This window comes from Phytobacter sp. V69, assembly GCF_965644215.1.
GTDB lineage: Bacteria > Pseudomonadota > Gammaproteobacteria > Enterobacterales > Enterobacteriaceae > Phytobacter.
Genome location: NZ_CBFFRL010000385.1, coordinates 1 through 1,994, shown reverse-complemented (window position 1 = coordinate 1,994; position 1,994 = coordinate 1). Strand labels below are relative to the sequence as shown.

The 1,994-nt window shown below is 53.4% G+C and carries 2 protein-coding genes and 1 pseudogene; 2 read left to right on the top strand and 1 reads right to left on the bottom strand.

Annotated features, from left to right (window positions below; translation table 11 throughout):
- The first annotated feature begins 53 nt into the window (after window positions 1-53).
- On the top strand, window positions 54-1,148 hold the full coding sequence (locus ACSZPU_RS25345; protein WP_499004360.1) for a TonB-dependent receptor family protein: 1,095 nt from the start codon (window positions 54-56) through the stop codon (window positions 1,146-1,148).
- Window positions 1,149-1,326: 178 nt separating this feature from the next.
- Window positions 1,327-1,755, top strand: coding sequence for a DoxX family protein (locus ACSZPU_RS25340; protein ID WP_499004359.1), 429 nt, complete (start codon window positions 1,327-1,329; stop codon window positions 1,753-1,755).
- Between the two features lie 47 nt (window positions 1,756-1,802).
- On the opposite strand, the pseudogene ACSZPU_RS25335 reads toward ACSZPU_RS25340, so the two are convergent.
- Window positions 1,803-1,922 (bottom strand): annotated as a pseudogene (locus ACSZPU_RS25335) (SDR family oxidoreductase); the annotation flags it as partial.
- Window positions 1,923-1,994: the final 72 nt, after the last annotated feature.

Here is a 1,994-nt window from a genome sequence, read left to right as displayed (position 1 = left end):
GGTTGCTCTGGTCGGTTTCGAGCTGCTGATGGCGCAGGAGTTGCAGTTTGTACATGGCTTTACGCCGTTTGCTGCCGAACTCACCGCGCAGCTTCAAGGTCTGGGGAACGGAACCGCGCCTGAGCATGGATATCGACGGCGATAGCGTTAACCAGCAGTGGATTGTCGGCGGGCGTTTCGTCAGCGAGAAAATTGATTATCAGGTACGCCAGAGAACGCTGGCAACGGGCACAACAGCCGTGACCCGTGACTGGAGTTTTGACGACCAGGCCTGGGCGGGGTACATCAGCAACGCCGTGAAACTGTTTGATGACACACTGACGATTACCCCCGGCATGCGCTTTGAACACGTTAACGAAAAATACACCGATGAAAAGAGCGGTCAGCATTTCTCCTCACCGGACGATCAGTGGCTGCCGGGACTGACCGTTGGTTATCAACTGACGCCTGTGTGGTTCCTGTATGCCGATATGCAAAAGAGCCTGCGTCCGGCGCAGGTCACGCAAATTGTGAAGGGGGGTGATGTCAGCTCCGAGCTGGCATGGAACTATGAAAGCGGCGTGCGCTATACGCCGACCAAAAACGTCAGCCTGCAGGCCGGGCTGTACCGTATTGATTATAAAGATCAGATCTCCTATGACAGCGTCAGCGATAGCTACCTGAATATTGGTCGCACGCGCCACCAGGGTGTTGAACTGGAAGGCTTCTGGAGTCCGGAAGCGGTTGACGGCTTAAAACTGCATGCCGGTTATGCCTATTTGCAGGCTGAACAACGCAATGGCCAGAATGCGGGCAAAGAGGTTCCTTACGCGTCACGTAATCAGGTCACGCTGGACGGCAGCTACGACTGGCGCGATACCACCTTCACGCTGGCGGGCTACTATTTCAGCAAATCCTACTCGGACGCTGCCAACACCCGGGATGAGAACAGTGCGGGTTCCGTCGGGCAATTGCCGTCGTACTGGGTGTGGAATGCGCAGGTTAGCCGCGATCTCTACAAATCCGGCAACACCGTGCTCAACGGCTATGTTGGCGTAAACAACCTGTTTAATCGTGATTACTGGTTCCGCGGCATCGATACCAGCCCGTGGGGACGCCAGCCGGCACCGGGGCGCTCAGTCACCGCCGGGGTAAGCCTGAAATTCTGATAAGCCGTGAATAAAAAGAAAGCCCGCGCGCAGTGAACGGGCTTTCTTACGGCTGACGAATGAATATTTCTTCATTCTCCAGTTAAATAATTTGACGAAGTTGTTCAGTAAAAACCGCTATATCACTGGCAGGTATATGTTTTACTTTGCCGTGACATTACTCACAGGAGTTTTAACCATGTTGTGCCGTGCAAATAATGCATTTCTGCGTATTACTGAACACCCTGATTTTGCGAAATTACTGCTGCGCCTGACCTTCGGCATCCTGATGATGTTTCACGGCGTGGCGAAAATCAGACACGGCGTTGACTGGATTTACAATATGCTGGTCGCCGACGGCCTGCCGGGCTTTATCGCCTATGGTGCCTTTGTGGGCGAAATCATCGCACCCGTACTGATTATTCTGGGGCTGTTTACCCGTCAGGCGGCTTTTATTTATGCCTTCAATATTGTGGTGGCAACGCTGCTGGTGGGCTTGCCGAAATTCTTCACGCTGACCAACGTGGGCGCGTGGGGTCTTGAAACCGAAGCCTTATATTTCCTTGGTGGCGTGATCATCATGTTCCTCGGTGCCGGTAAATATGTGGTAAGCCAAAAGCTCGCATAAGTATGCTGAAAAGGCCGCCTGCGCGGCCTTTTTCTCTTCACTCTTTCTCACACCTGCGTCAGCCCACCGTCAACGCAAATCTCTGCTCCGGCGATATAACGACTCTCATCACAGGCAAGAAACAGCGCGACGCTGGCAATTTCATCCGGCGTACCCATGCGGCCTAAGGAAGGTGCGATTTAATCGGTGGGGTTCAGTGGAGTCCTTAGCTGTATTAGCCTTACCTTAGCTGAGCTGTA

Excerpts from the sequence above, each read along its gene's own strand:
- ACSZPU_RS25340 (WP_499004359.1), top strand. The coding sequence starts at position 1,327 with ATGTTGTGCCGTGCAAATAATGCATTTCTGCGTATTACTGAACACCCT.
- ACSZPU_RS25345 (WP_499004360.1), top strand. The coding sequence starts at position 54 with ATGGCTTTACGCCGTTTGCTGCCGAACTCACCGCGCAGCTTCAAGGTC.